Annotated in this window: 19 protein-coding genes; 3 read left to right on the top strand and 16 right to left on the bottom strand. The window is 59.7% G+C overall.

Annotation, left to right across the window (positions count from 1 at the left end):
• Nucleotide 1: 1 nt before the first annotated feature.
• The 10 genes from rffA to trxA all read right to left on the bottom strand — a co-directional run bounded on the left by rffA (nt 2) and on the right by trxA (nt 10,760).
• A complete protein-coding gene (gene rffA / locus ACUTQY_RS19770; protein WP_033631478.1) occupies nt 2-1,132 on the bottom strand; it encodes a dTDP-4-amino-4,6-dideoxygalactose transaminase in 1,131 nt (376 codons plus the stop codon).
• Nucleotides 1,119-1,850, bottom strand: a complete 732-nt coding sequence (rffC, locus tag ACUTQY_RS19765; RefSeq protein ID WP_046688043.1) for a dTDP-4-amino-4,6-dideoxy-D-galactose acyltransferase — start codon at nt 1,848-1,850, stop codon at nt 1,119-1,121. The genes rffA and rffC overlap by 14 nt, the downstream gene beginning before the upstream one ends.
• Nucleotides 1,828-2,709 (bottom strand): glucose-1-phosphate thymidylyltransferase RfbA, encoded by an 882-nt coding sequence (rfbA, locus tag ACUTQY_RS19760; RefSeq protein WP_033645039.1) that lies wholly within the window; start codon nt 2,707-2,709, stop codon nt 1,828-1,830. The genes rffC and rfbA overlap by 23 nt, the downstream gene beginning before the upstream one ends.
• Before the next feature lie 49 nt (nt 2,710-2,758).
• Nucleotides 2,759-3,826, bottom strand: coding sequence for a dTDP-glucose 4,6-dehydratase (gene rffG / locus ACUTQY_RS19755; RefSeq protein ID WP_033645040.1), 1,068 nt, complete (start codon nt 3,824-3,826; stop codon nt 2,759-2,761).
• Nucleotides 3,823-5,085: a UDP-N-acetyl-D-mannosamine dehydrogenase gene (gene wecC, locus ACUTQY_RS19750; RefSeq protein WP_033645041.1), complete on the bottom strand. Its 1,263-nt coding sequence runs from the start codon at nt 5,083-5,085 to the stop codon at nt 3,823-3,825. The genes rffG and wecC overlap by 4 nt, the downstream gene beginning before the upstream one ends.
• The gene (wecB, locus tag ACUTQY_RS19745) at nt 5,082-6,212 is read right to left on the bottom strand and encodes a non-hydrolyzing UDP-N-acetylglucosamine 2-epimerase (RefSeq protein WP_033645042.1); all 1,131 of its coding nucleotides are present in this window, start codon (nt 6,210-6,212) and stop codon (nt 5,082-5,084) included. The genes wecC and wecB overlap by 4 nt, the downstream gene beginning before the upstream one ends.
• A gap of 84 nt (nt 6,213-6,296) precedes the next feature.
• Complete coding sequence (wzzE, locus tag ACUTQY_RS19740) at nt 6,297-7,352, bottom strand: ECA polysaccharide chain length modulation protein (RefSeq protein ID WP_033645043.1); 1,056 nt, start codon at nt 7,350-7,352, stop codon at nt 6,297-6,299.
• 27 nt (nt 7,353-7,379) lie between these two features.
• Nucleotides 7,380-8,477, bottom strand: coding sequence for a UDP-N-acetylglucosamine--undecaprenyl-phosphate N-acetylglucosaminephosphotransferase (gene wecA, locus ACUTQY_RS19735; RefSeq protein WP_025160399.1), 1,098 nt, complete (start codon nt 8,475-8,477; stop codon nt 7,380-7,382).
• Nucleotides 8,478-8,773: 296 nt separating this feature from the next.
• Nucleotides 8,774-10,033 carry a transcription termination factor Rho gene (gene rho / locus ACUTQY_RS19730; RefSeq protein ID WP_004934188.1) on the bottom strand — a complete coding sequence of 420 codons (1,260 nt, stop codon included), beginning with the start codon at nt 10,031-10,033 and terminating at the stop codon, nt 8,774-8,776.
• A 400-nt stretch (nt 10,034-10,433) separates the two neighbouring features.
• A complete protein-coding gene (gene trxA / locus ACUTQY_RS19725) occupies nt 10,434-10,760 on the bottom strand; it encodes a thioredoxin TrxA (RefSeq protein WP_004934187.1) in 327 nt (108 codons plus the stop codon).
• Nucleotides 10,761-10,891: 131 nt separating this feature from the next.
• Here trxA and rhlB point away from each other — a divergent pair, with 131 nt between their 5' ends.
• Both rhlB and ppx read left to right on the top strand, forming a co-directional pair.
• Nucleotides 10,892-12,178, top strand: coding sequence for an ATP-dependent RNA helicase RhlB (rhlB, locus tag ACUTQY_RS19720; RefSeq protein ID WP_033645045.1), 1,287 nt, complete (start codon nt 10,892-10,894; stop codon nt 12,176-12,178).
• Between the two features lie 5 nt (nt 12,179-12,183).
• Nucleotides 12,184-13,680: an exopolyphosphatase gene (gene ppx / locus ACUTQY_RS19715; RefSeq protein ID WP_033645046.1), complete on the top strand. Its 1,497-nt coding sequence runs from the start codon at nt 12,184-12,186 to the stop codon at nt 13,678-13,680.
• A 32-nt stretch (nt 13,681-13,712) separates the two neighbouring features.
• Here the strand turns inward: ppx and rep are convergent, their stop codons facing one another.
• The gene (rep, locus tag ACUTQY_RS19710; protein ID WP_033645047.1) at nt 13,713-15,737 is read right to left on the bottom strand and encodes a DNA helicase Rep; all 2,025 of its coding nucleotides are present in this window, start codon (nt 15,735-15,737) and stop codon (nt 13,713-13,715) included.
• Between the two features lie 109 nt (nt 15,738-15,846).
• Here rep and ppiC point away from each other — a divergent pair, with 109 nt between their 5' ends.
• The gene (gene ppiC, locus ACUTQY_RS19705) at nt 15,847-16,128 is read left to right on the top strand and encodes a peptidylprolyl isomerase PpiC (RefSeq protein ID WP_004934175.1); all 282 of its coding nucleotides are present in this window, start codon (nt 15,847-15,849) and stop codon (nt 16,126-16,128) included.
• A 25-nt stretch (nt 16,129-16,153) separates the two neighbouring features.
• Here the strand turns inward: ppiC and ACUTQY_RS19700 are convergent, their stop codons facing one another.
• The 5 genes from ACUTQY_RS19700 to bcsZ form a co-directional block, all read right to left on the bottom strand.
• A complete protein-coding gene (locus tag ACUTQY_RS19700; protein WP_033645048.1) occupies nt 16,154-17,659 on the bottom strand; it encodes a M16 family metallopeptidase in 1,506 nt (501 codons plus the stop codon).
• 260 nt (nt 17,660-17,919) lie between these two features.
• The gene (locus tag ACUTQY_RS19695) at nt 17,920-19,206 is read right to left on the bottom strand and encodes a dicarboxylate/amino acid:cation symporter (RefSeq protein ID WP_033645049.1); all 1,287 of its coding nucleotides are present in this window, start codon (nt 19,204-19,206) and stop codon (nt 17,920-17,922) included.
• A gap of 273 nt (nt 19,207-19,479) precedes the next feature.
• Nucleotides 19,480-21,486, bottom strand: a complete 2,007-nt coding sequence (gene hmsP, locus ACUTQY_RS19690) for a biofilm formation regulator HmsP (RefSeq protein WP_046688042.1) — start codon at nt 21,484-21,486, stop codon at nt 19,480-19,482.
• Between the two features lie 230 nt (nt 21,487-21,716).
• Entirely contained in the window at nt 21,717-25,190 is a 3,474-nt protein-coding gene (gene bcsC / locus ACUTQY_RS19685) for a cellulose synthase complex outer membrane protein BcsC (RefSeq protein WP_096242708.1), read from the bottom strand.
• Nucleotides 25,172-26,284 (bottom strand): cellulose synthase complex periplasmic endoglucanase BcsZ, encoded by a 1,113-nt coding sequence (bcsZ, locus tag ACUTQY_RS19680; RefSeq protein WP_080273430.1) that lies wholly within the window; start codon nt 26,282-26,284, stop codon nt 25,172-25,174. Before bcsZ ends, bcsC begins: the two co-directional genes overlap by 19 nt.
• Nucleotide 26,285: the final 1 nt, after the last annotated feature.

Below are 26,285 nucleotides of genomic sequence, written 5' to 3'. Positions count from 1 at the left end.
ATCAGGCGAAGAAGCTCAGAATGGTATTGATTACCGTACGCTGATTGACATCGGACATATTGTAGAACAGCGGCAAGCGCACCAGACGCGCACTTTCCTGCGTGGTGTAACGGTCTTCGCCGGCAAAGCGGCCAAACTGTTCGCCGGCCGGGCAGTCATGCAGCGGGATATAGTGGAACACGGCCATGATTTCGGCTTCCTTCAGGTAGTCGATAAAGGCCGTGCGCTCTTCGATATCGCGCAGCTTGATATAGAACATGTGCGCGTTATGCACGCAGTCCGCCGGAATGCTCGGCAACTCGATACGGCCTGACCGAACCAACGGCAGGAAACTGTCGTAGTACTTCTGCCACAGCGACAGGCGGCGCTGGTTGATGCGCTCCGCCACTTCCAGCTGACCCCACAGGTAGGCGGCCTGCAGGTCAGACATCAAGTAGCTGGAGCCGATGTCGCGCCAGGTATATTTGTCGACCTGGCCACGGAAGAACTGGCTGCGGTTGGTGCCTTTCTCGCGGATGACTTCCGCCCGATCGATCAGGGCCGGATCGTTTACCAGCGTCGCACCGCCTTCGCCGCCGGCGGTATAGTTTTTGGTTTCATGGAAGCTGAAGCAGCCGATATGGCCGATGGTGCCCAATGCCTTGCCTTTATAGGTCGACATCACGCCCTGCGCGGCGTCTTCCACCACGAACAGGTTATATTTCTTCGCCAGCGCCATGATGGTATCCATCTCGCAGGCGACGCCGGCGTAGTGTACCGGCACGATCGCGCGGGTTTTATCGGTAATCGCCGCTTCGATTTTGGTTTCGTCGATGTTCATGGTGTCCGGACGCAGATCGACGAACACCACTTTGGCGCCGCGCAGCACAAAGGCGTTGGCGGTTGAAACGAAGGTAAAGCTCGGCATGATCACTTCGTCGCCCGGCTGAATATCCAGCAGGATGGCGGCCATTTCCAACGACGCGGTGCAGGAAGGCGTCAACAGCACTTTCGCGCTGCCGAAATGCTGTTCCATCCACTGCTGGCAGCGACGGGTAAAACCGCCGTCGCCGCACAACTTGCCGCTGCCCATGGCAGCCTGCATATATTCCAGTTCAGTGCCAACAACCGGTGGTGCGTTAAATGGAATCATGTCTACCTCTGTATAACCAGTACGCGGTGCTTTCAATCACGGCACCCTGTCGTTGATAGAGTCGTAATGCGGCGATATTGCCTATCTGGGTCGCGACCCGCAGGTGCTGCATCCCCTGACGCCGGGATTCGGCGATCGCCGCCGCCATCAGCCTGGAACCAATCCCCCGGCCGGATGCGCCGGGGAAAGCTGCCAACAGGCCGATGCGTGTTTCCCGTTCGCCCAAATTGCGCAGGCTGACGAATCCTTCTGGGTGCCCCTGTTCGTCCAGCGCCAACAGGCACTGATGATCGAAGGTGCCCAAAACGGCCTTTTCGATCCACAAAGCATAAAACCGGCCGCTGTCATCAGGTTGATACCAGGGCGCACGAAAGCGGCTGGCGGCGAACACCTGAGCCGCCGCGCTACGCAATGCGGGGATATCGGCCTCGGTCGCAAAGCGTATCGCCTGTACGCGGTCACCAAATTCAAGTATCGACCTGTTATCAAGCGCCAAAACCAGATCGACCTCGCCCTCAACCAGGCGGAAGCCGAAATCGGCCAAGCCATCCGCCAAGGCCAGTTGCTGCGCGGAGATTTTGGCCTGCACCAGGGCATAAGCCGCCAAGTCGGCCTCAGCCAGAACCGGGGCTGAGGAGGAGAAGATGAGTTTCGCGCTGTCCAGCGCGAAAAACTCACTTTCCCATGACAAAGGCTCAATAATGGCGTGGACGCACATGCAGCAAATCCAGCAAATACTTGCCATAGCCGGTTTTGGACAAGGAGTGGGCGGCACGTTTGACGCCCTCATCATCCAGCCAACCGTTGCGCCAGGCGATCTCTTCCAGACAGGCGATTTTAAATCCCTGACGTTTCTCGACCGTCTGCACGAAGCTACTGGCTTCCAGCAGGCTGTCGTGAGTCCCGGTGTCCAACCAGGCAAAACCGCGCCCCAGCAGCTCGACAGTCAGATCACCGCGCTCCAGATACATCTGGTTGATGCTGGTAATTTCCAGCTCGCCGCGCTCGGAAGGCTTCACCTGCTTGGCAAACTCCACCACCTGGCTATCGTAGAAATACAAGCCGGTTACCGCCCAATCGGATTTCGGTTTTTTCGGTTTTTCTTCGATCGACAGCGCGCGGAAATTGTCGTCAAACTCCACAACGCCAAAGCGCTCAGAATCCATGACCTGATAACCGAACACGGTGGCGCCCTCGGTACGAGCCGCGACGGTTTTTAATTTCGGACTGAAAGACTGGCCGAAGAAGATGTTATCTCCCAACACCAGGCAGCAAGAATCGCCGTTGATGAACTCCTCGCCGATCAGGAACGCCTGAGCCAGGCCTTCCGGCTTAGGTTGCGCGGCGTAGCTGAGATTGACGCCAAACTGTTCGCCATTACCCAGCAAACGTTCGAAGGACGGCAAATCCGCTGGGGTCGAGATGATTAAAATGTCGCGAATCCCCGCCAACATCAGCACCGACATCGGATAATAAATCATCGGTTTGTCATAGATCGGCAACAGCTGTTTGGACACGCCGCGCGTGATCGGATGCAAACGCGTGCCGGAACCGCCGGCCAGAATAATACCTTTCATACTAGCTCCCAAATCCGCAGCGCCTTATAAGGACAGCACTGCGCTACATTCAATCGGACAGCCCCAAACGCTCGCCGGCATAAGAACCGTCTTGCACCCGGCGCCACCAGACTTCGTTATTCAGGTACCAAACCACGGTTTTGCGAATGCCGCTTTCGAACGTTTCCTGCGGCCGCCACCCCAACTCACGGTCGATCTTGCCAGCGTCGATGGCGTAACGCATATCGTGGCCCGGACGATCCTTGACGTAAGTGATCAGATCGCGGTAGTGCGCCACGCCCTGCGGTTTGTTCGGCGCCAGTTCTTCCAGCAGGTCACAGATGGTCTGCACCACTTCGATATTCTTGCGCTCGTTATGGCCGCCGATATTGTAAGTTTCGCCCACCACGCCTTCGGTCACCACCTGATAGAGCGCGCGCGCGTGATCCTCGACATACAGCCAGTCGCGCACCTGCGCGCCGTTGCCATATACCGGCAGCGGTTTACCGGCGACGGCATTCAGGATAACCAGCGGGATCAGCTTCTCCGGGAAGTGATAAGGGCCGTAGTTGTTCGAACAGTTGGTGACGAGGGTCGGCAAACCATAGGTGCGCAGCCAGGCGCGCACCAGATGATCGCTCGACGCCTTGGAAGCGGAATACGGGCTGCTCGGCGCATAGGGCGTGGTTTCGGTGAACAGATCGTCAGTGCCATGCAGATCGCCGTACACTTCGTCGGTGGAGATATGATGGAAGCGGAAAGCCTGCTTCTTCTCCGCCGCCAACGGCTGCCAATAGTGGCGCGCCGCTTCCAGCAGGGTGTAAGTGCCGACCACGTTGGTCTCGATAAACGCCGCCGGGCCGTCGATAGAGCGATCGACGTGACTTTCCGCCGCCAGGTGCATCACCACATCCGGCTGATAGCGGGCAAACACCCGATCCAACCCGACGCGATCGCAGATGTCGATCTGCTCGAAGGCATAACGATCGCTGTCGGCCACTACCGCCAGCGACTCCAGGTTACCGGCATAGGTCAGCTTATCCACCACCACTACGCTGTCGCCGGTGGCCTCGATGATATGTCGCACGACCGCAGAACCAATAAATCCGGCGCCACCGGTGACTAAGATACGCTTCAACGCCAAACTCCTTTGGTATCCACCACCCAGCTTTGCTTGATCTCTTCCGGCCGGATGGCCTTGAACTGCTGATGATCGACCAACATCACGATCACATCGGCCTGCTGCAACGCCTCAGCGATCGTTTTCAACGCCACATGACCCACCAACGATGCCGGCAGGTGTTCGACGTTAGGTTCCACGACCAGCGTTTCCCCCGAATGCCAATCAGCAATCAAATGGGCAACTTCCACCGCCGGGCTTTCACGCAGATCGTCGATATTGGGTTTGAACGCCAGGCCGAAGCAGGCGATTTTCACCTCGGACGCGCGCTTGTTAGTCGCGGCCAGGCAATCGGCTACCGCCGCTTTCACCCGGTCGACTACCCACAGCGGTTTACCGTCGTTTACCAGGCGCGCGGTGTGGATCAGACGCGCCTGCTGCGGATTTTGCGCCACGATAAACCACGGATCGACGGCGATGCAGTGGCCGCCGACGCCCGGGCCAGGCTGCAGAATATTCACTCGCGGATGACGGTTCGCCAAACGAATCAGTTCCCAGACGTTGATCCCCTGCTCGGCGCAAATCAACGACAGCTCGTTGGCAAAGGCAATGTTCACATCACGGAAGCTGTTTTCCGTCAGCTTGCACATCTCGGCGGTTCGCGCATTAGTCAGTACGCATTCACCCTCGAGAAAAATCTTGTATAGCGCACTGGCGCGCGCCGAGCACTTCGGCGTCATACCGCCGATCACACGGTCGTTTTTAATCAGCTCCACCATCACCTGCCCCGGCAACACGCGTTCCGGGCAGTAGGCAATATTCACGTCCGCCGCTTCGCCCGCTTGCTGCGGGAAGCTGAGATCGCTGCGCGTTTCAGCCAACCATTCCGCCACCTGCTCAGTGGCGCCCACCGGCGAAGTGGACTCAAGGATCACCAGATCGCCTTTTTTCAGCACCGGTGCCAGCGACTTCGCCGCTGTCTCGACATAGCTCAGGTCGGGTTCATGATCGCCCTTGAACGGCGTGGGCACCGCGATCAGAAACGCATCGGCCGGCTGCGGTTTGGTCACCGCCCGCAGATAACCGCCCTCAACGGCGTCCTTGACCACTTTATCCAGATCCGGTTCGACGATGTGGATCGCGCCACGGTTAATGGTATCTACCGCATGTTGGTTTACATCAACGCCCACCACTTTTTTCTTGCGTGAGGCAAACGCCGCCGCCGTTGGCAAGCCGATATAACCCAGACCAATGACAGAAATAGTGTCAAAGCTCATAGTGTCACCTGATGATTCTTTAAGGCTTCGAGGATACGCTGGCAGGCATGTCCGTCACCGTATGGGTTATGCGCCCGGCTCATCGCTTGATATTCGCTTTCGTCCGTCAACAACCGAGTTACCGTATCAACGATTTTGGTCACATCGGTCCCAACCAGACGCACCGTTCCCGCATCCACCGCCTCCGGACGCTCGGTGGTATCGCGCATCACCAGCACCGGCTTGCCTAACGAGGGCGCCTCTTCCTGAATGCCGCCGGAATCGGTCAGGATCAGGTGCGCTTTGGTCATCAGATAAATAAACGGCAGATAATCCTGCGGTTCGATCAACATGATGTTATCGATACCTTTCAGAATACGGTTGACCGGCTCGCTGACATTCGGGTTCAGGTGCACCGGATATACTACCTGCGCCTCCGGGTGGTTGCGGGCTATTTGAGCCAACGCGCTGCAGATCCGCTCAAAACCGCCGCCGAAACTTTCCCGGCGATGGCCGGTGACCAGAATCAGTTTTTTGTCGGCGTCGAGGAACGGGTAACGCTGCGCCAGGCTAGCCTGCAGAGCGGCATCGCTCATCACCCGATCGCGCACCCAAAACAGCGCGTCGATTACCGTATTGCCGGTCACGAAAATCTGATTATCCGGCAGTGTTTCGCGCAGCAGGTTTTGACGTGAATTTTCGGTCGGCGCAAAATGGAATTTCGCCAAATGCCCCGTCAGAGTTCGGTTGGCTTCTTCAGGCCAAGGGGAGTACAGATCGCCAGTACGCAATCCGGCTTCCACATGCCCGACAGGAATTCGCTGATAGAACGCCGCCAGGCTGGTCGCCAGCGTGGTGGTGGTATCGCCGTGCACCAGCACCACATCAGGTTTGAACTCTTCCAACACCCCTTTCAGCCCTTCCAGGATGCGACAGGTGATTTCCGTTAGCCCCTGGCCAGGTTTCATGATGTTCAGGTCGTAATCCGGCGTAATCTCAAACAACCGCAATACTTGATCCAGCATCTCACGATGCTGCGCCGTTACACAGACCTTTGCGTCAAAGGCCTCATCCTGAGCCAAAGCATGTACCAGCGGCGCCATTTTAATGGCTTCAGGTCTGGTGCCGAAAACAGTCAACACTTTCACAGAGAATCTCTTTTTGGTCAGTTAAGCGCAGGCGTACCTGCGAACCGAGCGCACTAAGCGCCCATCGGTAAGTTAAATCTATGGTTACTTCGGCTGCCGACGCGCCAAGGCCACACCGGCGCCAACCAACGCGCCCATCGCGCCCCACAAAATCAGCCAGAAGACCCGGCGTGGGCTGTCGCGTTTTACCGGCTCTTCCGGCGTGCGCAAATAGCGATAGGTCTGGAACTTCTCATCCAACGTCGGGCCAACATTCAGCGTCGCCAGCATTGCGCGGTTCTGATCGTAATCCAGATCGTAGGTCGGGCCGGAGGCCTGCAGGCCTTCCAGACGCGCCTGCAGCATTGGCCGGCCCAGCAAGAACAGATCCGAATCCGGCAACTGTTCGGCCGGAGTGTCGGTTTGCGTACGGCTGATCCCCTGGCTCTCGGCAATTTTCAACGCCTGTTGCGTGGTGTTCAGCTCGCGCTTGTAAACCGACTCCGCGACCGCTTCCTGACGCTTGACCTGTGCCTTCATCGAGGTGGTGCGAGCGGCCCACGCGCCCTGGATCTCTTCGTTCAGGTGCAGGGCTGCGCGGTGGCTGGCGAAGGCCACGTATTGGCGCAGCAGGCGGTTGGCGTCCGCGGCGGTTTCCGCCGTCAGCTTCACGCCGTCGTTCGGGACTTTTTTGTCGTCGCGCGGCGTAAACAGGATGTTATTGATCAGCTCGTCGAGCAATGCCGCATCGGCACGGGCATCCCCTTCCTGACGCTGTTTGTAGTAATCGCTCTGCAGCCAGAAATCGCGACGCGTGTCGTAAGCCGCCAGCTGCATGATGAATTCATTGTACGCTTCATCCGCGATGCTCGGCTGATCGCCGGCCGCCGCCGCCGGCAGCGTGCGCACATCCAGATTGCGCAGGAACTGCTGCTGGGAGTAATAACCGCCCAGCGCATTCACCGTCGGCCTGTCGGTGATCGCGGTGGCGCTCCACTCTTGCTTAACCAGGTAAGAAACGATCAGCGCGACCGCCGCGAACAGCACCGCAATGCCGATAATCCACGGTTTGCCGCGCCACAGGGTGCAGCACAGGCCGCGGATATCGAGTTCGTTATCCACCGCCGGGGTATGCTTGTCAGACGTTGTTTCTGGATTCATCACAGCCAAAAAGCCTCTGGTCTCTGGTTAAGGTACTTGCTTGTTATCGCCCGAACGCCGCAGCCGGCGCTTGATACGCTTAATGTACCGCGCAACCCGCCAGGCGCGCTTGATGCAGTAACCGTACAGGAAGAAGGCAAGCAAGAATAATGCCAACATAACCCACTCAGGGATAAAAGTCAGGCGTTCGCCGATCACGCCCACCGCAGCCAGCAACGCGGCCGCCAGGGTGATCAGCACGAAAGCCTGCCGCGGCGTAAAGCCGGCGCGCATGATCAGGTGGTGAATATGTTGACGATCGGGAGAGAAGGGGCTCATCCCCTTGCGTAAACGACGATACATGATTGCTATCATGTCCATCAGCGGAATAGCGATGATCCACAGCGCGGTCACCGGGTTGATCGAGTGCGCCTTTCCCTGTGAACTTTGCAGCAGCAGCCAAATGGCGGTAAAGCCGATCAGGGTGCTGCCGGCATCCCCCATAAACACCTTATAACGGCGGCCGAGGATGCCGAGATTGAGCAAAATATAGGGAACGATAGTGGCGATCATCGCAAAGCACCAGAACGCCAGCTCATGATGGCCGCTCAGGTACAGCAGCAGGCCCAGCGCCCCGAAGGAGACGCACGACAAACCGCCCAGCAGACCATCGATGCCGTCGACCATATTGAAAGCGTTGATCGCCGCCCATACCGCGAACAGCGTCACCAGATAGCCGAACGGCCCCAGCAGCATCTCCCAGTCACCCAGCACATGGCCGAAGCTGCGCAGATACAGACCGGCGAACACCATCATGGCGATGCCGACCAGCGCCTGCACCAGGGCGCGAATTTTAACGCTGATATCGAAACGATCGTCGAGCGCCCCCACAAACACCAGAATACCGGCGCAGGTGAGATAAAGCTTGGCGTGTGCGATGGGTTGTTCAGAGATCCAAAACGCGAAGCACAACCCGGCATAAACGGAAATACCGCCGACCAGAGGAATCAGCCCCTGATGGCGTTTGCGATAATTGGGTTTATCTACCAGACCAATACGTTTTGCCGCCTTGCGGGCAACAAAGAGAAAAGCCAAAGAAAACAGGAAAACAAATAGAATTTCAGTACTCATAGTGAGTAAGTTCACAGTTAACAGATCTCTGTAGAAGATAAGGCAGCTTACCACGGGCTAAGGCTTGTGCCATTGGCCCCCGCTACCTTTCGGTCATTTCCTATGACAACGGTGATTCATGCCTATTTTCTTCGCATCGACTGACAAAATGACAGCAGCAAAGCCGACCGGCGCGAAACCGACCGACAAACAAGATGAATTCTCAATAAGTCGAGGAAACAACTTACTTTTCCATTACTGCTACTTATCGTATCCGCCAAAAGCGAAAAACGCCACGACTAGGCGTGGCGTTCAGCGAATTTTTTAACGAATTATGAGCGTTTCATCATATCGAAGAATTCATCGTTGGTTTTAGTCATCGCCAACTTATTAATGAGGAACTCCATCGCGTCGATTTCACCCATCGGATGAATGATTTTGCGCAGGATCCACATTTTTTGCAGCTCTTCAGAGGTGGTGAGCAGCTCTTCTTTACGGGTACCGGAGCGGTTGTAATCGATAGCCGGGAATACGCGTTTCTCGGCGATTTTACGCGCCAAGTGCAATTCCATGTTGCCGGTACCTTTAAATTCTTCGTAGATCACTTCGTCCATCTTCGAACCGGTATCAACCAGCGCGGTCGCGATAATGGTCAGGCTGCCGCCCTCTTCCACGTTACGCGCCGCACCGAAGAAGCGCTTCGGACGATGCAGGGCGTTGGCGTCCACACCACCGGTCAGCACCTTGCCCGAGGCCGGCACCACGGTGTTGTAGGCGCGCGCCAGACGGGTGATGGAGTCGAGCAGAATGATCACGTCTTTTTTGTGCTCAACCAGGCGCTTGGCCTTCTCGATCACCATTTCGGCCACTTGCACGTGACGCGAAGCCGGCTCGTCGAAGGTCGATGCGATCACTTCGCCTTTCACCAGGCGCTGCATCTCGGTCACTTCTTCCGGACGTTCGTCGATCAGCAGCACCATCAGCACGCAGTCTGGGTGATTGTAGGCGATGCTCTGCGCGATGTTCTGCAGCAGCATGGTTTTACCGGCTTTCGGCGGTGCCACGATCAGGCCACGCTGGCCGCGGCCAATTGGCGCCGCCAGATCCAGTACGCGCGCCGTCAAGTCTTCGGTCGAGCCGTTGCCGCGTTCCATCCGCAGACGGGAATTGGCGTGCAGCGGCGTCAAGTTCTCGAACAGGATCTTGCTGCGGGCGTTTTCCGGCTTGTCGTAGTTGACTTCGTTGACTTTCAGCAGGGCAAAATAGCGCTCGCCTTCTTTTGGCGGACGAATCTTACCGGAAATGGTGTCACCTGTGCGGAGGTTGAAGCGGCGGATTTGGCTAGGGGATACGTAGATGTCGTCGGGACCGGCGAGGTAGGAACTGTCTCCAGAGCGGAGGAAACCGAATCCATCCTGCAATATCTCGAGCACGCCGTCGCCGAAGATATCTTCTCCGCTTTTCGCATGTTGCTTCAGAATGGAGAAGATGATGTCCTGCTTGCGCATGCGGGCAAGGTTTTCCAGCCCCATATTTTCGCCGAGAGTAATCAGCTCAGAAACCGGCGTATTCTTTAATTCGGTAAGATTCATAGTGGTGGGTTCTTAAACTCGGGGTATGTCTCGAACTTGTATCGTGAATGGTATGGCAGCGAGATGCGTGCCTGTTTACTGGACGTTCGATCACCGGGCGCAGAGCCGTCGCGGTAAGAAATGGCTTACATCGGGCGCACGCATTGACGGTTGAAGATCGAAGGTACCTTAAAAATGATTTTTGCAAAACCGTTTGATTGCCAAAACACGGGTTGAGTTCAGTTTACTTTCAACGCCGGTGGTTCGACACAGAGTATAGCTTTAGATTCAAACTCTTTAGATTTAAAACTTCGGGCAAGTTCTATATGCAGTGTGGTTAAACTTAACACGCTTCTTGGCAGGCGTCTAGCGGTGAATTGAACATCACCGCCAGGCGCCTGATACTGGGCTTCCCGCCCGATTACAGATTCGCGTTCAGGAAATCTTTGAGCTGACCTTTGGACAACGCGCCAACCTTGGTCGCGGCCACTTCACCGTTCTTGAACAGCAACAGCGTAGGGATGCCACGGATACCGTACTTAGGCGCGGTAGCCGGGTTCTGATCGATATTCAGCTTGGTGATGGTCAGTTTGCCTTCGAACTCTTCGGCAATCTCATCCAGAATCGGAGCAATCATCTTGCACGGCCCACACCATTCAGCCCAGAAATCGACCAGGATCGGCCCTTCCGCTTTCAGCACGTCAGCTTCGAAGCTGCTGTCAGTCAGGTGAATAATTTTATCGCTCATGTTCTACTCCACAGGATTATGTCTACCTTGTTGGTGTAGCATTAACCAACTCAAGGTGATTTTATTGCACCGCGTTTATTTCAACGGATGTGCTTTCGTAAAGCAATAGTTAGCTGATATTCTACCACACTATGAGCAAAACACACTTGACCGAACAGAAGTTTTCCGACTTCGCCCTGCACCCGTTAGTCCTTGAAGCCCTTGAGAAAAAAGGGTTTCACAATTGCACGCCCATCCAGGCGTTAGCATTGCCGCTCACGCTCTCCGGGCGTGACGTTGCAGGTCAGGCGCAAACCGGTACCGGAAAGACGCTGGCGTTTTTGGCGTCTACTTTTCACTATTTGCTGACCCACCCGGCGAAACAGGATCGCCAGACCAATCAGCCGCGCGCCTTGATCATGGCGCCTACGCGTGAACTGGCGGTGCAAATCCACTCCGATGCGGAAGCCCTCTCCCAGAGCACCGGCCTGAAGCTGGGCCTGGCCTACGGCGGCGACGGCTACGACAAACAGCTGAAAGTGCTGGAAAGCGGCGTGGACATTCTGATTGGCACCACCGGCCGTTTAATCGATTACACCAAGCAGAACTATGTCGATCTCGGCGCGATGCAGGTTGTCGTGCTGGATGAAGCCGATCGCATGTACGATCTCGGCTTTATCAAAGACATCCGCTGGCTGTTCCGCCGCATGCCTGCGGCCGATCAACGCCTGAACATGCTGTTCTCCGCCACGCTGTCCTATCGCGTACGCGAACTGGCCTTCGAGCAGATGAACAACGCCGAATATGTTGAAGTGGAACCGGAACAGAAAACCGGCCACCGCATTAAAGAAGAGCTGTTCTACCCGTCCAACGAAGAAAAAATGCGTCTGCTGCAGACGCTGATCGAAGAAGAGTGGCCGGATCGCGCCATCATCTTCGCCAACACCAAGCACCGCTGCGAAGACATCTGGGGCCACCTGGCCGCCGACGGTCACCGCGTCGGCCTGCTGACCGGCGACGTGGCGCAGAAAAAACGCCTGCGCATCCTCGACGACTTCACCAAGGGCAATCTGGATATCCTGGTCGCCACCGACGTCGCCGCGCGCGGTCTGCACATTCCCGCCGTCACGCACGTCTTCAACTACGATCTGCCTGACGACTGCGAAGACTACGTGCACCGCATCGGTCGTACCGGCCGAGCAGGCGCCAGCGGCCACTCCATCAGCCTGGCTTGTGAAGAGTACGCGCTCAACCTGCCGGCGATCGAGACCTATATCGATCACAGCATTCCGGTGAGCAAGTACAACAGCGATGCGCTGCTGACCGATCTGCCGGCGCCGAAGCGCCTGTCGCGTCCGCGCGGCGGCAACGGCCCACGTCGCAACTCCGCGCCACGTCGCGGCGGCGCGCCGCGCAGCAACCGTAAACGCTCGAGCTGATCGCCATGCTCAGCTCCAGCACGCTTTATGCTGCCATCGATCTCGGCTCCAACAGCTTCCATATGTTGGTGGTGCGCGAGGTGGCCGGCAGCATTCAGACTCTGGCGCGGATAAAGCGCAAGGTGCGCCTGGCGGCCGGACTGGATCAGCACAATCACCTGTCGCATGAGGCCATGCAACGCGGCTGGCAGTGCCTGCGGCTGTTCTCCGAACGCCTGCAGGACATCCCGCGCGAGCAGATCCGCGTCGTCGCCACCGCCACGTTGCGCCTGGCGTCCAACGCCGATGAGTTCCTGCAAGCCGCCGAGCAAATCCTCGGCTGCCCGGTGCAGGTCATCAGCGGCGAAGAAGAAGCGCGGCTGATTTATCATGGCGTCGCGCACACCACCGGCGGGCCGGATCGGCGGCTGGTCGTCGATATCGGCGGCGGCAGCACCGAACTGGTCACCGGCACCGGCGCACAGGCATCGCAGCTGTACAGCCTGTCGATGGGCTGCGTCACCTGGCTGGAGCGCTACTTCAGCGATCGCAACCTCGGGCAAGAAAACTTCGAGCGCGCCGAACAGGCCGCGCGCGAAATGGTGCGGCCGATCGCGCCGCAGCTGCGCCAGCAAGGTTGGCAAATCTGCGTCGGCGCTTCCGGCACCGTGCAAGCGCTGCAGGAAATCATGGTGGCGCAAGGCATGGATGAACGCATCACCCTGCCCAAGCTGCGCCAATTGAAACAGCGGGCCATTCAGTGCGGCAAGCTGGAAGAGCTGGAGATCGAAGGGTTGACGCTGGAACGCGCGCTGGTCTTCCCGAGCGGCCTGTCCATTCTGCTGGCCATCTTCCAGGAGCTGGGCATCGAAAGCATGATGCTGGCCGGCGGGGCGCTGCGTGAAGGCCTGGTTTACGGCATGCTGCATCTGCCGGTGGAGCAGGATATTCGCATCCGCACCATCCGCAACCTGCAGCGTCGCTACCTGATCGACACCGAGCAGGCCGAGCGCGTCAGCCAGCTCGCCGCCAACTTCTCGCAGCAGGTCGCCAACGAGTGGCAGTTGGATGCGCGATGTCGCGAGCTGTTGCACAGCGCCAGCCTGATCCACGAACTCGGCCTCAGCGTCGATTTCAAGCAGGCGCCGCAACACGCCGCCTACCTGATCCGCCACCTGGACTTACCCGGCTTTACCCCCGCGCAGAAAAAACTGCTGGCCACCCTGCTGCAAAACCAGAGCAACACCCTCGACCTGTCGCTGTTGAACCAGCAAAACGCCCTGCCGCCGCGCACCGCGCAGCGTCTGTGCCGCATTTTGCGCCTGGCGATCATCTTCGCCAGCCGCCGCCGCGACGACACGCTGCCGGCGGTGCGTTTACGCGCCAATCAGGACGATGAACTGACGGTGATCTTGCCGCCGGGTTGGCTGGAGCAGCATCCGCTGCGCGCCGAGGCGCTGGAGCAGGAAAGCCACTGGCAGAGCTACGTCCACTGGACGCTGCGATTGGAAGAACAACGTTGAAATAGCAAGGGCGCGATGAGCGCCCTTTCTTTTTAATTCCCGCCTTTGGCCTTGGCCAGCTGGGCGCGGATATTGGCCAGATGGCTCTGCCCCTTCTGCATCCGCTCCTGCGGGCTCACCACTTTGCGCTCGGTTTCCCACGCCAAATCGTCCTGCGGCAGCTCCAGCAGGAATCGGCTCGGCTCCGGCCGCACCAACTCACCGTACTGACGGCGTTCGCGGCACAGGGTGAAGATCAGCTCTTTTTGCGCGCGGGTGATCCCCACATAGGCCAGACGCCGCTCTTCATCGACATTGTCTTCGTCGATGCTGCTCTGGTGCGGCAGCAGCCCCTCTTCCATGCCCACCAGGAACACGTAGGGGAACTCCAACCCTTTGGAAGCGTGCAGCGTCATCAGCTGCACCTGATCCAGCTCCTCTTCGCTTTCACCGCGCTCCATCATGTCGCGCAGGGTGAAGCGCGTCACGACCTGGGTCAGCGTCATCGGCTCGTCCAAATCGTTGCCTTCCAGCATCTCCGTCATCCAACCGAACAGCGTATTGACGTTCTTCATCCGCATTTCGGCGGCCTTCGGGCTGGTCGAGGTTTCAAACAGCCAGCTTTCATAATCCACGCCGCGGATCAGATCGCGCACCGCCGCCACCGGCTCACGCTCCGCCTGTTGGGCGATGCCGCCCAGCCAGTGGGTGAAGCGCTGGAGCGATTCCAGCCCGCGCCCGGTCAAGTGCTGGCTCAGCCCCAGATCGAAACTGGCGTGGAATAAACTCTTGTTGCGCTGGTTGGCCCATTCGCCGAGCTTCTGCAGCGTCGCCGGACCGATCTCGCGCTTGGGGGTATTGACGATGCGCAGGAAGGCGCTGTCGTCGTCCGGGTTGGTCAGCACGCGCAGGTAGGCCAGCAGATCCTTGATCTCGGGGCGAGAGAAGAACGACGTGCCGCCGGAAATCTTGTACGGGATGCGGTTCTGCATCAGCATCTTTTCAAACACCCGCGACTGGTGGTTGCCACGGTAGAGAATCGCATAGTCGCCGTAGTTGGTTTTTTTCACGAAGTGGTGGGCGATCAGTTCCCCCACCACGCGCTCGGCTTCGTGATCCTCGTTGTTGGCGGTCACCACCTTCAGCTCCTCGCCATACCCCAGCTCAGAAAACAGCCGCTTTTCAAACACGTGCGGGTTATTGGCGATCAGAATGTTGGCCGCCTTCAAAATGCGCTCGCTGGAACGGTAGTTTTGCTCCAGCTTGATCACCTGCAGCGCCGGGAAATCTTCCTTCAGCAGCACCAGATTCTGCGGCCGCGCGCCGCGCCAGGAGTAAATCGACTGGTCGTCGTCGCCCACCACGGTAAAGCGCGCGCGATGGCCCACCAACAGCTTCACCAGCTCGTATTGGCTGGTGTTGGTATCCTGATACTCATCCACCAGCAGATAGCGGATGCGCTGCTGCCAGCGTTCACGCACCTCTTCGTTGCGTTGCAGCAGCAGCGTCGGCAGCAGGATCAAGTCATCGAAGTCCAGTACGTTGCACGCCCGCATATGGGCGTGGTAAAGGCCGTAGCAGTGAGCGAACAGCTTGTCGCGCTCCGAGCGCGCCAGCTCCGCCGCCCGCTGGGGATCGATCAGGTCGTTTTTCCAGTTGGAGATGGTCGAAATCAGCTGCGCCACCAGCGTCTTATCGCTTTCCAGCCACTTTTCGGTCAGCTCTTTCAACAGCGCCAGCTGATCCTGGTCGTCGAACAGCGAGAAGTTGGACTTCATGCCCAGCGCCACATATTCCCGCTTGATGATTTCCAGCCCCAGAGTGTGGAAGGTGGAAATCATCAGCCCGCGCGCCTCTTTGCGTCCCAGGGTTTGCGACACGCGCTCTTTCATCTCGCGCGCGGCTTTGTTGGTAAAAGTCACGGCGGCGATGTGCCGCGCCTGATAGCCGCAGTGGTGGATCAGGTGGGCTATCTTGTTGGTGATAACGCGCGTCTTGCCGGAACCGGCACCGGCCAACACCAGGCAGGGCCCGGTAACGAATTCGACGGCTTGTTGTTGGCTGGGGTTTAATCGCATGGCGCTGACTTGCTCGACTGTAAAACGTGGAAGGGAATTGTAGCAGAAAGCGCCGATGAGATTTAGCGGGTATAATCAGCGCAATTTTCGCATCGACAAAGGCAATACCATGGCAAAAACGGCGTGCGCCCTGCACATTCTGGTAGACAATGAAAAGCTGGCCAACGAGCTGCTGGCCAAGCTGAAGCGCGGCGTCAGCTTCGACACGCTGGCGCGCAAATACTCGAGCTGCCCGTCAAAACGCAACGGCGGCTCGCTGGGCGAATTCAACAAAGGCGCAATGGTGCCTGCGTTCGATAAAGCGGTGTTCAGCATCCCGCTGCTCAAACCTTACGGCCCGGTCAAAACCCAGTTCGGTTACCATATCATCAAGGTGCTGTACCGCAACTGAGGGGGCCTGAGCCCCCTGCCACGAATTACTGCGCGCCAGCGGCGTCCGTCGCCGGCGAAGCGACTGCGGTGTCCGCCGGTTTGGCTTCTTCCGTCACCACCGCCGGCGGCGGCATCATGATGCCGTTATAGGTATCCTGCAGCTGCTTCATGCTCATTTCCGGCTCGCCCTTCGGCTGCATCAGCACCAACGTCGCGTCCTGAGACAACTGCAGCTTCAGCGCCTGATTCAGCGTCTCCAGCGTCAGGCTGGACAGGAACTCCTGGCGCAACTTCTGGTACAGCTCCGGCGCGATATCCACCACCCCGCTCTGCTGCGACCGCAGACGCTGGCTCATCAGCACGTCGGTGTCGGTACGGGCGTAGGTCGCGAACAGCTTGCTCAGCTGATCGTTTTTCTGCGCCAGCAGCGCATCGAATTCCTCTTTCGACAGGCCGTTGTCCCGCACGTTGGCCAGTTCGCGGGCAATGAAGCCCAGGCTGCCGTTCAGGTTGTTGTTCGGCGTATCCAGGTGGATGGCGCACTGCCCGCGCTGGTACTGCACGCGGCAGTCAAAGCCCAAATGCAGGTTTTTCTGGTCGCTTTTTTCCAGCGTCTGCTGGAGGTGCCAGAACAACGCCTCGCGGGCGAGATCGCCACGCCAGTAGCGCAGCAGGCTTTGCGAATCGCGAATCGGGTGCCACGGCGAATCCCACATGATCGACAGCGTATCCTGCTTCACCTGCTCGCTGATCAGGCTCACCGGCTGCTGCGGCAGCGGCGTCAGGGTCGGCATCGGAGCCGGGGTTTCACGTTTGCCCTGCAGCGGCGAGAAAGCCTTGTTGATCTGCTCGCCCAGGCTGCGGCTGTCAACCTTGCCGACCACGAACAGCGTCATGGCGTCCGGTGTGTACCACTGCTGATAGAATTTCTTCAACTGCTCAAGGTTGACCGGCCGTTTCGCCGGCTGCGCCGGATCGTGCGCCAGCAGCGTCGAGCCTTTCAGGCGGTAACGCCACCAGGCGTCTTTAGTATTGGGTGGGAAAGTGCCGACCGGATTGATGCTGGAATTCATCACCGCGTGCACCGTGTGCTCGTCGATCGCCAGTTTGCCGGTCGTGTCCGCCAGCCAGGCCAGCGCTTCTTTCAGCAGATCGGGCCGGTTGTTCGGCAAGCTGAGGTTATACATGGTGAAATCGTACGAGATGATAGCCGGCGGCAGCGGCCGCTCGTTATCTACGCTCTGCTGCCACAGCGCCCGCAGCTGCGGCGCCGTGAAGCTTTCGCTGCGCGTCAACGCCAGCCGCGGCAACAGGTGGGCAAAGCCGGTCTGCTGCGAAGACTCCACCAAAGAGCCGGTATTGACGATCAGCCGCAGTTCCACGCGGTCGCTCGGCCGCTGAGGCGTATCGAGAATCTGCCATGAAAACCCGTTGGCCAGCGCCCCCTGCTGCCAGGCAGGATCGGGTTGTAGTGCTTCAGCCTGCACGCTGCCACTGGCTGCCGCCAGTAGCAGCCCACCAACTATAAGATGAATTCTGGTGCCCTGCATGTGAACCCCTACTTAATGACTATCCAATTTCTTATGCAAATGCGTGTATTCCATTCAATGGAATCATAAAAATACGCCCTGAGTTTCACGGTGGGGCGGAAAGCAGAAAGTGTACCATCGTGTTAGACCGCGCGCCTTTGCGGATGTCACTCATTAGAGTGAAAAATAATAGATTGCGGGGTTTTTAATGCAAAAAATCGTTACGAGGCAGGGGAAGAAGCTCACCGGCCGCGGATGCGACCGGTGATTTACCGCCGAAATCAGGCGGAAGGCAGCGTTTTGTCCGCGCCGGTATTTTTGTTGTTCAGGGTGTCTTTCAGCTGCTTCTCATCCAGCTGATTACACCATTTGGCCACGACCACGGTCGCCACGCCATTGCCCACCAGGTTGGTCAGCGCGCGGGCTTCCGACATAAAGCGGTCGATGCCGAGGATCAGCGCCAGGCCGGCCAGCGGCAGGTGGCCCACGGCGGAGATGGTGGCGGCCAACACGATAAAGCCGCTGCCGGTCACGCCCGCCGCCCCTTTGGAGGAGAGCAGCAACACCACCAGCAGGGTAATCTGATGCATGATATCCATGTGGGTGTTGGTCGCCTGAGCGATAAACACCGCGGCCATGGTCAGGTAGATAGAGGTGCCGTCCAGGTTGAAGGAGTATCCGGTCGGGATCACCAGACCCACCACCGATTTCTTGCAGCCCAACTTCTCCATTTTATCCAGCATGCGCGGTAGCGCGGATTCAGACGACGAGGTCCCCAGCACGATCAGCAGCTCTTCTTTGATGTAGTTGACAAATTTGAAGATGCTGAAGCCGTTGGCGCGGGCGATGCTGCCCAACACCACCACCACGAACAGGATGCAGGTGATATAGAAGCACACGATCAGCTGGCCGAGTTGCACCAGCGTGCCGACGCCGTATTTACCGATGGTAAACGCCATGGCGCCGAAGGCCCCCAGCGGCGCCAGACGCATGATCATGTTGATGATGCCGAAAATCACCCGCGAGAAGCTGTCGATCACGTTGTAGATCAGCTGCCCTTTGTCGCCCAGACGATGCAGGGCGAAGCCGAACAGTACCGCGAACAGCAGCACCTGAAGAATGTTGCCGCTGGCGAACGCGCCGATCACGCTGCCGGGGATGATGTCCAGCAGGAACGGAATGATGCCCTGCTGCTGCGCTTGCTCGGCGTAGATCGCCACCGCTTTGGCGTCCAGCGTACCGGGATCGACGTTCATGCCGGCGCCCGGTTGCACCAGGTTGACGATCACCAGGCCGATAATCAGCGCGAGGGTGCTGACGATTTCAAAATACAGCAGCGCGATGGCGCCGGTGCGCCCCACCGCCTTCATGCTTTCCATGCCGGCGATGCCGGTCACCACGGTGCAGAAAATCACCGGGGCGATAATCATCTTGATCAGTTTGACGAAGCCATCGCCCAAGGGTTTCATCTGGGCGCCGAGGTCAGGGTAGAAGTGGCCAAGCAGGATACCCAGCGTGATCGCCGTCAGCACCTGAAAATAGAGGCTCTTAAAAATTGTTGTTTTCATATGAACATCCTATGGGGGGAAGACACGCACCAGGCGGCAGTCTAAAAATCCAGCCTGTTCATTGCTTGCGCGGAAAATAACACCCACTTAACAACATGGAAATAATTTGTTGCACCCACCCCTCAGGGTTGATGTGAATTTAAGAGCTGAAACGCGTCAGTCCGGGTGCAAAGCTGAAAATTGCGTAAGCCTTTGTTTGCACTAACGCAAAAGAGGTATGAGTGGAATAGCGATTTTCGGACGGGGAAAAGTACCGGAAAGGTAACGCGGCGCTCACGGCGCCGCGCGGCAAAACTCGGTTTCGAACGCTTCACGCGGCAGCGGCCGAGCGAACAGGAACCCTTGCCCGCTGCGAATGCCGTGCTTCAGCAGCCAGTCGCGCTGCTCGGCGTTTTCCACGCCTTCGGCCATCACCGGCAACGCCAGCACTTCAGAGATTGAACTGACGATGCGCACCATCGCATCGTCGGCCGGCAGCCCCTGAATGAAACTGCGGTCGATTTTAATCAAATCGATCGGCAGGGATTTCAACCGGTTCAGGTACTCCAGGCTGGAGTAGCCCATGCCGAAGTCGTCCAACGCGATCGACAGCCCCAGATCGTGCAGCTCGCGCAGCAGCGCCAGCGCGCGGTCGAGATCGTCGATGCGTACCGTCTCGGTGATCTCCAGCAGCAGCTTGCGCGGATCGATTCGATACTGCGCCAGCAGATTTTTCAGATGCGGAACAAACGCCTCGTCCTGCATCTGAATGCCGGAAACGTTGACCGCCAGCGGCAGCGCAATGCCGCGCTGCTGCCAGTCCGCCAGGATACGGCAGGACTCTTCCAGCACCCAGTTGCCGAGCGGCACAATCACGCCCAGCTCTTCCGCGAGCGGAATGACGTCGGCCGGCAGGGTATAGCTGCCGTCGTACTGCTGCCAGCGCAGCAACGCTTCTGCGCCAATCACCTCGTTGGACTGCATGTCGATCTGTGGCTGCAGGAACAGCGTGAAATGCCGCTGCTCAATGCCGTGCAGGATCTCGCTCTCCTGCGTCAATCGCTTCTGCGTGCGCTCCGTCAGGCTGGGTTCGAAGAACAGGATCTGATTTTTCCCTTCGCGATGCGCGGACATCATCGCCGAGGTGGCGCTACGCAGCAGCTGTTCCGCACTCTCCCCCTGATTGAGGTAGTGGGCGATGCCGATGCTGGCGTTGGGCCGCAGCGCCAGTCCTTCCAGCGTCAACGGCGCGTTGATCTCCGCCATGATGCGCCGCGCCAGCTGCATAGCGTGGAACGGCCGCTCGATGCCCTTGGCCAGGATGGCGAATTCGGTATTGCTCAGCTGTGCCAGCACGCCGTTTTCGTCGATGCAGCCGCGCAGCTTCTTCGCCAGCGCCAACAGCAATGCCTCGCGCATCGCCGGGCTCATCACGCCCGACGCTTCATGCAGCGTCTCGATGCCGATCACCAGCAGGTTAAAACGCTCGGGGCGCAGGCTGGAGGCGATATGCTGTTCCAGCAACGCGTTCAGCAAGGCCGGGTTCGGCAGTTCGGTCACCGGGTGGCGGGTGCTCAGGCGGCTCATGTCGGCATGCGCCTTGGCCAGCGTCTGTTGATTGCGGTTGTAATTGCGCACCAGCAGGCCGAGCTCATCATCCTGGTGCAGCGCCGGCAGCATCAGTTGATGATAGGGCGCTTCGTCCTGCGAGATGTTCTCCAGCTCTTTGGCCATCGCGCGCAGCGGATGCACCATCAGCCGGTTCATGCACCAGGTGATGGACACCGACAGGATCAGCGCCAGCAGCAGGTAGGTCGACAGCATGGTCGACAATATGCTGAGGATAAACTGATACATGCGGAACGAATCGGCCTGCAGCACCAGGTAGGCCAGCGGCTGCTGGTTGGCCGGCACCCGTTCCAGCGAATAGAGCGGCACGGATATTTGGATAGGCAGTTCAAACAGCCGGGCGATCAGCGTCGGCACCGGCCGCTCCGGCGGGAAATTGGCGTGCAGCGCCTGAAACTCGTTCGGCAAGACGATATCCGCCCGGCTGAGAATGCCGACCGGCAACAGCGTGTTCAGCACCCTTTTGGCTTCCGGCACGTCCATGCGCAGCACCGCCTCCGCCAGCGGCTGGCGCACGGAGTGGGCGATATTCTCCAGTTGCTGGGCGTAGTCATCCCTGCGCTGCTGCACAAAGTGGAATAACTGGATCACGATAAAGATGCAGATCGTAACCAGCGCCACGCCGGACACTGTCGCCATCTGCTTAATCGTTAACGAACGCCTGACCCGCAAACCTGCTCTCCGTGAAATCGGGCTGAAACAAAAAAGGGGGCTGACTCTCACCCGCCCCCTCGAACCGGGCTGAGTATACTCGATCATCGGCTGTTTTTATCTGGCTATGCCGCAGGCAAAACCAAGAAAATCGCGGGTTTCAGTCTTTTCCTAAAGCGAACAAACGCGACCCGCACACAGGGTAACAAAACTCCCCGGCGTCCGACACTCCGAATCTTTCCCCCTTCCGGCTACTTGAAGTCGGCGTAAGGCGTCAGCGGCTGCGGCGGCAAATCGAGATCCCCTTGCCAGCCGGCCAGGGAATAACGCAGATAAATCAACGCGTGGCTCGGCGTATAGTCCTTCGCCTGTTGAATGTCGATGCCGGCGCCGAGCGTCCAGTGCGAACTGAGACGGCGTTCGACGATCGCCCGCAGGGTATAACCGACGCCGCTCGAGGCGCTGCCGTCCTCGACGGCGAACTTATCGGGCAGTGAATCCGGGATCAGGCCTTGCAGCGGATAACGGCGCTGGCTGTCGGTTTTGGAATGGGACAGCGAAACCGAACCGCCCAGCTCCCACGACCAGTTCTCGGTGCGCTGACGGTAGTTGACCGGCAGCGACAGCGACAGATATTGCTGCGGGCTGTAATAGCCGCCCTGCCCCAGCGAATAGCCGCTCAAATCCTTCTGGTAGTGCCACAGCATGGTATTGAGCCCAACGCTCAGGCGGCGATTGTCTTCGTTGATCAGCTTGTAGTAGTAACCGGCCATCAACCGCTGCCGCTGGTTGTCCGCCACGTTCTTGCCGGTGAGCTGGTGCGCGCTGAGATCGGCCCACACGCCGTTCGCCTCGCCGCGATCGTAGCTGGCGCTCAGACTGACGCCGGTGGCGCGCACGCCGCCCCAGGTAGTGCCGGTATTCGGATCCTTGGCGCCGCCAAACGCCAGCAGCGAGCTGGAGATCGGCCGCCGCGAGGCCGCCAGCGTCCAGCCGATGTGGTTCCAGTCGCCGCTGTAGGCCAGGCCGCCGGTCCAGTCGACCACCTCAAAGCCCATCGGCGTCGTGCCGATGTCGGCGGCCCAGCGATCGTTTTTCCAGCCGGCCGCCACGCTGGTGCCGGTGGTTTTCTGGTGTTCATCGCCGCGGCACCCTTGCGTGTTGCAGGTGCCGAAGGTTTCGTAGTACTTGCCGCTGCCGTCGGTCGAGAAGCGGCCGGCATCCAGCTGCACGGTGTCGGTACGCAAAAAGGCGCGCCCGTCATACAGCGGCATGTCCACCTGCAGCATGGTGTCGTGCGCGTTGAAGTCGGAAATGCCGCCGGTGCCGCTCGAGCGCCAGTAATCGTGATCGAGCGTGACGTTCACGTCTTGCTGTCGATACAGATCCGCGGCGTCGGAGCGGATGCCGCGTTTCAGCCAGTCGTCGCTCGGATTATTGCGCGTCAAATAGGTGTAGCCGTCATTATCCTGCGGCAGCGTCGGCGTGATGCCGCCGGCCACCATCGCCTGGCGGTAATCCTGCTGCGCCCGCTCAGGCTGTTGCTGAGCCCGTTCCAGCCGGGCGGCGTCACGATAAACAAGCGCCTTGGTCTGCCCGGCGGGCTCCGAAGCCGCCGCCGTTTTCAGCCGGCTGAAGAGCGCGTCGGCCTGCTGCGGATCGCCGACCGCGCCCCAGGCGTTGGCGACCCGCCGTTGGCTGTTGAGCGAAGCGTCTTGCGGCTGCGGTTCGGTTTTCAGCCGCTGACGCGCCGCGTCCAGATCCCCCTGCGCCACATAGGCTTCGATCTCGCCCAGCTGCGCATCCGGGTTGTTCGGTTCACGCCGTTTCACCCGCTGATAGTCGTCCAGCGCCGCCGCATACTCCCCGCGCGCCAGCGCCCAGTCGGCGAGCAGCAAATCGATGCGGGTGTCCGCCGGCTGCCGACGCAGATAGGCTTCCGCCGCCGCTTCGTCACCGGCGGCCCGCAGCCGTTCGGCATGCTCGATTACCGCCTGCATTTTCAGCCGCTGCGCCAGTTCGCGCATGTTGTCGTTCCATTGCGCCGCAGGCAGCGTATTGAGCTGCGCCAGCGCCTGCCTGTCGCGATCGCTGCCGGAAAGATAGAGCGCATAGGCGTAGGTCAGCTGCGGATTGGCGTGCTGGCGCTGCGTCAGCTGCCGGAATAAGGCGTCCGCCTGTTGCGGCTGCCCGGCCTGACGCAGCGCCTGGGCATAGCGATAGGTCAGCCAGACATCGTCGGGCGCCATCGGCTGGGCGCGCCGATAGATTTCCGCCGCCTGCTGCCACTGTTGCTGCTGCGCCAGCGTCTCCGCCTGCTGTTTCAACCTGTCGAGCCGCAGCCCATCGAGAGTGCTGCGCAGCTTGGCCTGCTGGCTGCGCGGCAGGCCGTCAAGGTAGGCCAGCGCTTTTTCCGGCGACTGGCGTTGATAGATATTCACCAGGCCGCGCAGCGCGCTGCCGTTGCCGGGATCGCGCCGCAACGCCTGCTGATAAAACCCTTCCGCCGCGGCGTCATCCTTGCTCGCCACCGCCACATCGCCCAGGCCGATAAACGCGTCGCCGTTGCTGTCGTCGAGCTGGCGCGCCTGTTGATATTTCTGCCGAGCCAGCGCGAGATTGCCGGCCTTGAGCGCTTTGTCGCCCTCGTCGATCGCCAGCCAGTAGCCGGTGCTCTTGATCAGACTCTGCCATTTGCCGCTGCCGTAGCCGCTCTTGTCGGCGGCCAGCGCCTGGCGAAACAGCTTCAGCGCCTGCGGGCGGTTGCCGGCGCGCGAGTAGGCCTGGCCGAGCGCGCCCAGCACCTCGGCGTCGTTCGGCGCCGCCGCCAGCGCCTTTTGCAACTCTGGAATGGCTGCCCGGCTGCCGCCTTTATCCACCTGCGCCAGACCGCGCACCCTCGCCTGATAAGCCGGATCGGCCAACAGTTTCTGCTGTCTGGCCAGCTCTTCACGGGCGCGGGTCGCCTGATCGCCGGTGTCGAACACGCCGAGGAAACGGTTGAGCGCCGCTACGCTCTGCGCGCTGACCGGCATCGCTTTGACCTTGTCCAGCCACAGATCGGCGGCGTCGCCGCGCCCGGCCGGATCGGCGGCGATCTTCTGCAGCAGTTCATAGGCCTGCGCGTCCTGATTCTGGCTGAACAGCATGCGCGCCAGCGACATGCGCAGCGCCGCGTTGCCGGAATATTGCTGATCCAGCGCCTGCAGCTGCTTTAACGCCTTCGCCTCCTGTCCCGGCAAGCGCGCCACCAGCCGCCAGTATTCCACCGCCAGATCGAGCGTCGGCGGCTCGCCGTGGAACAACGCATCGTACTGCGCCTTGGCCTCCGGCAACCGGCCGGCGGTCGCCATCAGGCGCGCCTGCTGCAGCTTTTGCCGGGTTTCCGGCTGGGTCAGCAGCATGTTCATTTGCGCCTGGCGATAAGCGCTGGACTGCGGCGCGAGCGTTTTCAGCTTGTCCAACTGCTGCTGCGCCAGCGCCATGTTGCCCTGCCGCAGCGCCAAACGCATGCGCGCGGCGATCACGTCCGGGTTGTTCGGATCCATCAGTTCGAGCCGGTACAGCGATTGGCGCACCAGATCGTCCTTGTTGCCGGCCTCGCCAATGCGCACCTGCTCCAGCAGCCACTGCTCCGGAGCCACGGCCTCCGCAGCGCGCGCCTGCGGCAGCATCGCCAGACTCAGCGGAATCAAATTCAGCCAGTTTATTTTGAAGTTGTGCATTGGCCGTCCCACGAGGGTTGCAATTCACCCTGACGATTAAAGCGATAACGTTGTTGATCCCACCCCTGGCCGAACAGCGTCAGCGAGGCGCTGAAATAGGCGTCGTCACCCGGCGGGTGTTCGCCGATCCGTTGCCGCTGGGCCGCCAGCGCGTCGGCCTGCGCCGCCAACATCGGCAACATCGCGGCGGAAAAGCCGACCGGGCCGTCGCCGGTGGTTTTGCCGCTGGCGGTATCGGTTTTCTCCGGCGGCACGCCCTGGCTGGCGGTGAGCTGCGCCATCGGCTGGAAGCGTTTGAGCAGCGCCGCCTTGTGTTCATCGTCGTCCGCCAGCATGCCGGCCCACAGATAGACCCGAATGGCGTCGTAGCTGCCGACGTTCGGCTTGACGGTGTCCGGCTGCCAGCCGGCGCCGACCCGCCATACCACCCAGTCCGGCGAGAAGCCGTGCGGCGCGGTCTCCAACCACAGCCGCTGATTGATCTCGCGCATCGCGCGCCACGGGCCGTTCAGCGCCGCAAAACGCGTCAACAGCTGCGGCGGCAGGTAGCTGGGGTTCAGCCGCCAGCGATCTTCCGCCACGAACCCGACTTTGCCTGGCAGCAGCATCAGCCCCAGGCCGGGGATGTCGGCCACTTCCTCGCGGCCGATGCGCTGCAACAGCAGCGTCCCCAGGGTTTGATAACGCCGGCTTTTCCACAGGCGGCCGGCTTCGAGCAGGTTATAAGCGATCCACAGATCGGCGTCCGACGCCGAGTTGGCGTCCAGCACCTTCCACTGCTTGTCGTCGCCCTCGCCCCACAGCCAGGCGGGTAAACGGGCGCTGAGATCGCCCGCCGCCAGGTTGTTCTCCGTCCAGGTCAACAGCTGGTCGAAGGTCGGCCGGTCATTGGCCACCAGGGCGAAGAACAGGCCGTAACTCTGCCCCTCCGACGTGGTGATTTTGTTCGGGCTGCTCGGATCGATCACCCGCCCCTGCGGGCTGATGTAGAACTGCTTGTACTGTTGCCAGCCCGGCCATTCGCAGGCCGCCGCCGCGCTGAAAGCGCACAGCAGCAGCATGCCGAGCGACAGGCGTTGCAGCATCGCGTTCACC

It is taken from the genome of Serratia sp. TSA_130.1 (genome assembly GCF_052691795.1).
This window is presented reverse-complemented; position numbering and strand designations above follow the sequence as displayed.

Coding starts and splice junctions, on each gene's coding strand:
- rffA (WP_033631478.1), bottom strand. CDS start 1,132: ATGATTCCATTTAACGCACCACCGGTTGTTGGCACTGAACTGGAATAT.
- rffC (WP_046688043.1), bottom strand. CDS start 1,850: ATGTGCGTCCACGCCATTATTGAGCCTTTGTCATGGGAAAGTGAGTTT.
- rfbA (WP_033645039.1), bottom strand. CDS start 2,709: ATGAAAGGTATTATTCTGGCCGGCGGTTCCGGCACGCGTTTGCATCCG.
- wecC (WP_033645041.1), bottom strand. CDS start 5,085: ATGAGCTTTGACACTATTTCTGTCATTGGTCTGGGTTATATCGGCTTG.
- wzzE (WP_033645043.1), bottom strand. CDS start 7,352: ATGAATCCAGAAACAACGTCTGACAAGCATACCCCGGCGGTGGATAAC.
- rho (WP_004934188.1), bottom strand. CDS start 10,033: ATGAATCTTACCGAATTAAAGAATACGCCGGTTTCTGAGCTGATTACT.
- trxA (WP_004934187.1), bottom strand. CDS start 10,760: ATGAGCGATAAAATTATTCACCTGACTGACAGCAGCTTCGAAGCTGAC.
- rhlB (WP_033645045.1), top strand. CDS start 10,892: ATGAGCAAAACACACTTGACCGAACAGAAGTTTTCCGACTTCGCCCTG.
- ppx (WP_033645046.1), top strand. CDS start 12,184: ATGCTCAGCTCCAGCACGCTTTATGCTGCCATCGATCTCGGCTCCAAC.
- rep (WP_033645047.1), bottom strand. CDS start 15,737: ATGCGATTAAACCCCAGCCAACAACAAGCCGTCGAATTCGTTACCGGG.
- ppiC (WP_004934175.1), top strand. CDS start 15,847: ATGGCAAAAACGGCGTGCGCCCTGCACATTCTGGTAGACAATGAAAAG.
- ACUTQY_RS19700 (WP_033645048.1), bottom strand. CDS start 17,659: ATGCAGGGCACCAGAATTCATCTTATAGTTGGTGGGCTGCTACTGGCG.
- ACUTQY_RS19695 (WP_033645049.1), bottom strand. CDS start 19,206: ATGAAAACAACAATTTTTAAGAGCCTCTATTTTCAGGTGCTGACGGCG.
- bcsC (WP_096242708.1), bottom strand. CDS start 25,190: ATGCACAACTTCAAAATAAACTGGCTGAATTTGATTCCGCTGAGTCTG.